The 7,689-nt window shown below is 50.9% G+C and carries 5 protein-coding genes; 2 read left to right on the forward strand and 3 right to left on the reverse strand.

Going from position 1 to position 7,689, the window contains the following annotated elements; genetic code table 11:
- Window positions 1–119 precede the first annotated feature (119 nt).
- Window positions 120–587: a hypothetical protein gene (locus tag GX019_05700; protein ID HHT36655.1), complete on the reverse strand. Its 468-nt coding sequence runs from the start codon at window positions 585–587 to the stop codon at window positions 120–122.
- Between the two features lie 226 nt (window positions 588–813).
- Here GX019_05700 and GX019_05705 point away from each other — a divergent pair, with 226 nt between their 5' ends.
- The gene (locus GX019_05705; GenBank protein HHT36656.1) at window positions 814–3,747 is read left to right on the forward strand and encodes a hypothetical protein; all 2,934 of its coding nucleotides are present in this window, start codon (window positions 814–816) and stop codon (window positions 3,745–3,747) included.
- A gap of 31 nt (window positions 3,748–3,778) precedes the next feature.
- Window positions 3,779–5,353, forward strand: a complete 1,575-nt coding sequence (locus tag GX019_05710; GenBank protein HHT36657.1) for a hypothetical protein — start codon at window positions 3,779–3,781, stop codon at window positions 5,351–5,353.
- A 45-nt stretch (window positions 5,354–5,398) separates the two neighbouring features.
- Here GX019_05710 and ccsA read toward each other — a convergent pair whose 3' ends face one another.
- Both ccsA and GX019_05720 read right to left on the reverse strand, forming a co-directional pair.
- Entirely contained in the window at window positions 5,399–7,261 is a 1,863-nt protein-coding gene (gene ccsA / locus GX019_05715; GenBank protein ID HHT36658.1) for a cytochrome c biogenesis protein CcsA, read from the reverse strand.
- 130 nt (window positions 7,262–7,391) lie between these two features.
- A complete protein-coding gene (locus tag GX019_05720) occupies window positions 7,392–7,619 on the reverse strand; it encodes a heavy-metal-associated domain-containing protein (protein ID HHT36659.1) in 228 nt (75 codons plus the stop codon).
- Window positions 7,620–7,689: the final 70 nt, after the last annotated feature.

The raw sequence follows: 7,689 nt of genomic DNA on the forward strand, positions 1-7,689 counted from the left end.
TTACTTCTATCGCTGATAATATTCTTTTCTTAACTATTACTGCCAATCCTGTTAAAGCTGAAATAAAAAACAGCCGGAACAGAGATCGACCTCCGCTCCGGTTCTAATCTGCCAATTGTTTATGGTAAATACTTTAAGAAATAAGCTAATCTTTCCGCGCAGTTGTTCAGCTCAGGATGCTTCTCTTTAAAAAACTCCTTGATCGTCAGTGTGGGAGCAAATCCCCGCTTAACCATTGCCCGCTGCCAGATGCTCTGGCAGGCATCATAGTACTCCTCATCATATCTGGGATAAATAAACGCCGCTGTATAAGCAAATTCTTCAACCGTCTCCCACTCACCTAATTTGTCTAAAACTACCGCGTAGTAAAAGCAGTGTTTGCTGTAGGATTCTAAAAAGCTGCATGGGTCTGTACTTTCGAGGCAGTTTCCGCTGCGGGCACAGCGTCCTAATTCTTTTAAGTTCGCCTCTAAAACCGCCTTAATGCTGTTAAGCTCTGCCCGGTCTGTCGGTTCTGCTGCTAAGATGTTTCTGACTGCCTTCAGGTTTTCGTTTAATCGAATCAGATCAAGGTCAAGATCCAGCATCCAGATACCTCCGCTCATCAGTTTGAATTCCCTGGTTTGTGATTTATTTCATCAGTAATAGTAGCTTTCTTCCTCACTGTTAAAAATTCCTGCTTATTAATTAAACCTTGATAAACTATTTGTTTAGGATCGGTTATAAAATCCAAAGGATTCTCACCAAAACTAGAGAAGTAACATTATGAGGAAATAATCACAAGCAGTAAAGCTGTTGGGGGGAGGAACAGATATGCGCCAGCACAAATGGCTGAAAATATCGATTCTGCTGATGGCACTCGCCTTAGTCTTTGCAATCGGCTGGACCCATGGTGAAGATCAAATGAGGGAATCCAGCTCTACCTGGGTGGAAGACGTCCTTGCTCTAAGAGAATCCATGCAGGGACAGCGCGCAATCAGAACCGTGGAACAGCGCTGGGAACAGTTCTGCCGCCAATATCCAATTGAAGCCAGCTGGATTGGGGAAGATTACCGCGGCAGTTTCACTGCCTGGCTCGTGGCCGATGATGAGACCGCTGCCAGTCAGCTGGAGCAGATGATCGCCCGCGTTCTTGGCTTAGAAACTGAATTGACCGCGGCCGCAACGAGCGCTGAACTCCGCTCCGCATACAATGGTCCCGACAACGCCTTAGACGGTTCAGCGTCATCCATATGGCATACCAAATGGGACCGAAGCGATCCCCTGCCCCAATCGATCACATTGATCCTTGCGGAGCCGACGATGGTCAATCAGCTTACCTATCTGCCCCGCCAGGACGGCAATCTGAACGGTGTGATCACTGAATACCAGATTGCTTACAGCGCTGATGGTCAAACCTTTACTGAACTTGCCCGCGGGCGCTGGAATCTGGATGCCCAGGCTAAGGTAGTTAATTTTAAACCGGTGGAAGCGACCCACATCCGCCTAACCGCCCTGCAGGGACACGGCGGTTGGGCTTCAGCTGCCGAGATTGAGCTGGGAATTCAGCACTCGGGGCTTCTGCCGGATGGCATGGAGCGCAGCTTAGCAAACCTAGCATCTTATTATCATCAAATCCGCTCGGAGCAGCGCAGTCAGCTTTTGGCGGCTGTTGCGGACCGAGACTTTGAAGATATTCTCTTTATCAAACGAGAGCGGCTGCCGAATGTGGAAAGTCTCGGGAACCATATGGTCGACCAGTACTTCGGTCACAACCAAATTCCCGGCGGCGGACTCTATATTCTCGAAAACGCCTTTTCCGACAGCCCGACACTCCGCAATGTGCTGGAAAACTCGACTGTAGTGAATGGTCCCCGCCAAGGCCAGAAGCTGGAAGGAGGAGCATTTCTATCCCCGGATTTAAGTTACTGCGGCACGAAAATCGTCTTTGCTTATACCGATGCTCACCGGGATAATTTCGTCTGGGATGAGGAAAATGTTTTTCACATCTTCAGCGTTAATATTGACGGCAGCGAGCTGACGCAGCTCACTTTCGGCCCTTATAATGATTTTGATCCAATTTGGCTGCCTGATGGCGACATCATCTTTATTTCCGAGCGGAGAGGCGGCTTTGGACGCTGCCACCAGCGGCCGGTACCAACGTATACCCTCCACCGCATGAGTCCTGACGGCAGTAATATCCGCATGATCAGCTACCATGAAACTAATGAGTGGAATCCGGCAGTGGACAACAACGGCATGATCATCTACACCCGCTGGGATTATGTAGATCGCGGTGCAACCCATATGCACTCGGCGTGGATCACCAATCCTGCGGGAGAAGATGCCCGGGCATTGGTGCTCAACTACCCAATTCCCCAGCTGCACCTGTCCGATGTGGGGCATTTGAAAGATGTGCCCCTGATGCAGATGTCCATGCGCCCAATTCCCAATTCTAACAAAATCGTGGCTGTAGCGGCGCCGCACCACGGCCAAAACTACGGTCCCTTGATCATTATTGATCCGGATATTGAAGATGATGACCACACCTCAACATTTGTCAATATTACTCCCAGCACCGGCGGTTTTCCTGAGTCGGGAGGTGGAGGAACTAACTATGCCACGCCCTATCCATTAAGCGAAGAGCTGTTTCTGACAGTCTACTCGCCGGACAGCGGCACCAGAACTAAGTATGGCCTTTATCTCTTAAACGTTGCAGACGGAAAAGAAGAGCGGGTTCTGCTCTACCTTGATCCTACCTTCTCTGCCCAGGATCCAATTCCGGTCAGACCCAGACCGGTGCCAAATGCGATCAGGGTTCCGGAGATGCCGCCCACTCCTGAAGAATGGAATGTGGCTGCTCACCCCGGCATGCCGCCCGGCGCAGAAACCTGCGATCCGGGAGTTGCGGCCCGGGAAGCCGCTCCGGCTGCAGAAGTATTTGTGGCAGATGTTTACGATACTTTGATTCCGTTTCCTGAGGATACGGCCATTAAAGAACTGCGAATTTGGCAGGTCTATCCGAAGAGCACAGCGCTGGCTACCGACCCCATGGTGAGCTATGAAAGCACTCAGAGCAACTGGGCAGGCAGAAATACGCGGGGATTAATCGGCACGGTACCGGTGGAGGAAGATGGCAGCGCTTACTTTAAGCTGGAACCGGGCATACCCGTCTTTTTCCAGGCAGTTGATGAAGAAGGCTTAGCTGTCCAGTCCATGCGCTCCGCAGCCTATGTAGTTCCCGGGCAGGAGTTTTTAAGCTGCCAGGGCTGCCATGAACCGCGCCACACTGCGCCGGCGAATCCTACTTCCATTCCGGAAGCGCTGCTGAGGGAGCCCTCGGAGATCGAACCAGAAACAGCGCCTGGAGCGCAGCCCATGAGCTTCCCCATCCTGATTCAGCCGATTCTGGATGAAAAGTGTATCAGCTGCCACAACGGCCGCGATCAAAGTCCGGACTTAAGGGGAATTGTCGGGCCTTTCAACTGGTATCGATCCTATCTCAATCTGGAACCATACGTTTTCCTCTTTGATAAGCACTACGGCGGCAACTGGGATCAGGTTTACCCCCGCACGGAACCGGGAGTCTTCGGCGCCAGACAGTCGGAGCTCTACCATCGGTTAAAAGCGGGGCACGGAGACCTAACCCCCGAGGAACTGCACCGCTTCGTAATCTGGATGGATTCCCATGTCCTGCCCTTCTTCGGTGACTATCAGGATGTGCAGGAACAGCTGAAACGCATGGAAGCAGCTCCTGTTTTGTATTAGGGAAAAATAGAAAGCCTGAGGTGGAATGATTATGAAAAAGCAGCGGCCATTTCTGTTCAAGCCGGGTGTGCTGATCTGTCTGCTGGTGGCAACCCTGATGGGAGTAACCATTCGGGCAGGTGAGTCAAATCCACTGGTCTATCATTCACCCTATGATCTGGCCTATTCGCCCGACGGCAGGTATCTGGCGGTGGCTAACGCCACAGCCGCCAGCCTTGACATAGTTGATCTGCGCACCAGCAGTGTTGCCCAAAGGATCCCGCTCAATGGTGAACCGCGCGGGGTAGCCTGGCATGAGAACCTGATCTTTGCAGCTGAATATGGTGCTGGTACGACAGCGGTAATTGACTGGGATACGTACAAGGTTATCAAACGCTATCAAACCGGGTCCAATCCCACCGATCTCACCGTTTTTGATAACAAACTGCTGGTAACTGAGTTTAACGAGGCCAAACTTTATCTCATTGACCTTGATACCGCAAAAACAATTGCAGTGGAAACTAAAGCCAATCCTTACTCCATCACTGTCAGCCCAAACGGCAGCTATGCCTTAATTGGACACCTGGCTCCTGATGAAGAGGACCCGGAAAAGATCCTGACAGCCGCGGCGTCAGTAAGCGTTGTCGATCTCTCAGCTGCAGCAGTCAGCAAAGAGATAAATCTGCCCCACGGCGCGTCAAACCTGAGGAAGATTACAATATCCCATGATGGGAGATGGGCTTATGTCACCCATACCCTTGGCAAGACCAACCTGCCCCTGACCCATATCACTAAGGGCTGGGTCAACACCAATGCGGTTACAATCATTGATCTGGATAAACAGGAGCGATATGTCACCTTCCTGCTGGACCGCATTTCTGAAGGAGCAGCCAATCCCTGGGGCACGGCCATCTCTGGGGATGGGCAAACACTCTGGGTCAGCATCTCCGGTGTGCATCAAGTGGTTAAGCTTGATCTGGAGCATCTCCACTGGCTGCTGGCAGGCGAAGGACCAGAGTTTAGGGATGACCTGGCTAGAAACATGATCTATCGATCCAAAGCGGAATTCGACCGGCCTTACTCCGATGTGTGGTTTAAGATCAAAGATGATCCAAAGAATTTAGAACTGCTCCAGAACGATCTCGGCGCTTTATGGAGCGCGGGACTCATGGAAATCATCCAGCTTCCGGGACGCGGTCCCCGCAGCATTGCTGTTTCACCGGATAACACCCGCATCGCTGTGGGAGCATACTACTCCGGAGAAATCTATGTTCTTGATGCGGACACCAGCGCTCTGATTCAAGTGGTTTCCCTTGGGGAACAGCCGCCGGAAACCAACATCCGCCGCGGTGAGCGGCTTTTCCACGATGCCACCCTATCGCAGCAGAGCTGGCTGAGCTGTTCCACCTGCCATCCGGGGGGCAGTGCCGATGGCTTAGCCTGGGATCTTCCCGACAGCAGATTCGGCAATCCGGTCCGAACCATCACTTTGGACACAGCTTACCAGAAATATGGCGAAAACCTCCGCCAAAACATCCGAGACGCCTACTGGGTAGAGATGATCACCCAGCCTAAAGATGAAGATGTGGAAGCAATGTTCTACTACCTCAAATCATTAGGAGAGTAAAAGGAAACAGCAGTGCTCTTCTCCATAAGAACACTGCTGTTATTTTTATGCCCCTTTCTTCCTGCGGGAGGCAAGGATAACCACCAAAACTCCCAGATAACACAGGTAGGAACCGGCCCAAATCCAGCTCACCAGCGGAAAGCGCTGAATGTGAAACTGGACAAAATCCGGAGTGCGTCCCGCTAGGTTTAGATACAAATCTTCAGCAAAGCGGCTGAGAATGCCAATATCGGTGTAAGGCGGCTGGTGAACATCAGTAAAAGTCTTACTGGAACTGATCGTTCCGAGGTACTTTTCATTCTGATAAACCGCCAGCCCACCGCTCACCTGGTAATCCCGATCCGTCCACTCATCGATCACATCATCAAAATGAAACTCATAACCGCCAAACTCAAAAACCTCACCTGGCTTAATCGAAACCAGAACATCTTCTTTAAACACTGATGAACCGGCAATGCCGAAAACCATCACCACAATTCCCAAGTGGACCAAGTAAGCACCCATTTTTCTCGTCCGTATATTTCTTTTCGACCACCAATCCAGGGCCAGCTCGGTTACATGAGTTAAAAGCGCAAATGCGCCCACCGCAAAACTGATGCTGACCAGGACCTGTCCCCTGCTTACCACCAGCCCCGCAATAAAAACAAGCACCGCTCCACCGCCTGATACAATAAGTTTGAGCCGCTGCCTTCCCTGCCATAAGGGTGTAAGCCCCATCAGCAATACTACGGCTAAAAACAAAGGGGCAGCGATCAAATTATAGTATTCCTCGCCGAGCACCGCCTCCCGGCTGCCAAAGGTGCGGGATATTAGCGGCGATAGGGTTCCCACCAGCACTCCCACAAGAATTACCAGCAGCAGAATAAAGCTGGCAGTAATACTGCCGGAGCGAGTCAGCCAGCCTCCACCCTGATCGCTTTCAGGATCTACCAGTAAGCTGCGGCGGCTGACCAGCAGATAGAAACTGACAATAACTGTAAACGCAAGCATCAAGAGGAATGAATATCCCAGCAGTCCAGAAGCAAAAGCATGCACTGAGTCCAGCACACCGCTTCTGGTGAGAAATGAGCCAAATAGACTCAAGGCGAAACTCGCCGCAATCAGTATATAGCTCCACAGTTTTTTGGACCAGCCGGCGTTCGGCAGCAGGTAGGTGTGAAGCAAAGCGGTTAAAGTAAGCCATGGAAATAGGGAAGCATTCTCCACCGGATCCCAGGCCCAGTAGCCTCCCCAGCCGAGCTCTGTATACGCCCACTGCCCTCCGGTAACAATACCCGCGGTGAGGGCGGCCCAGGCAAGCAGGATCCAGATGCGTGAGTGGACCAGCCAAGTATCTTCCATGCTTCTCTCAACAAGTCCCACCACCGCTAAGGCAAATGGCAGGAGCGTTAAGCTGTAGCCCAAAAATACAATCGGCGGATGCACAACCATGCCGAAACTTTGGAGCATAGGATTGAGGCCACTGCCATCCAGAGGTGTCAAGCTGAGGGTTGCAAAAGGTGAAGCCGCAAACAGCAGTAAACCGACAAAGCAGAGCCTGACTAAATTAACGACAACGCTGAGTTTAATATCTAAATCGCTGCGGCGGTATTTTTGGCTTTTATGAACAACCAAAACCAGCAAAGACAGCAGAAACAGCCACAACAGCAGAGAACCCGACTGTCCCGCCCACAGCGCGCTGATTTTATAAATTAAGCTCAGGCTCCGCTCTGAATACTGAGCCACATAAGCTAGGCGAAAATTATCGGTTAGAAAAGCTTGTACCAGTACCGCCACAGCCCCAGTTACAGCTGCAGTCGCCAAACCCGACGCCCAGCGCACATCAGCAAAACTGAGGTCGGCTTTTGACCGCAATTTCACCACGCCGGCAATCACCGCGTATAAGCAAAACCCTAGAGCAAAATACATCAGTGCGACTCCTATTTCCGCCATGAACATCCCTGCCTTTCCCTGCTCCTTTCTTAGTTTCTCTCTTCGACAACCAGACACCTGCCAAAAAAAAGCGCGCTCACCTGGGAGCGCGCTCGTACTTTGAAGTTTATCTAACGCTGGATTTTTTTACCTCATAGCCAACGTTGGTTATGGCATTTTCAATCTGATCGATTGTGATTTGATCCTCATTAAAGCTCAGTTTAACTTTGCTGGAGTTAAACATCACCTTAACGGTATCCTTGTCAACTCCATCCAAGCCTTTCACAGCACCTTCAATCTTCTGCAGGCAGGATGGGCATGTTAACGTTTCTAATTGCAGAGTAGCAGTTTTCACTATCCTGTCTCCTCTCTATCTAAAATTATTGAATATCTATCCTTCGCTTTCATTATAACCCATTTTTTAG

This window comes from Bacillota bacterium, assembly GCA_012837335.1.
Taxonomy (GTDB): domain Bacteria; phylum Bacillota; class Limnochordia; order Darwinibacteriales; family DTU012; genus DTU012.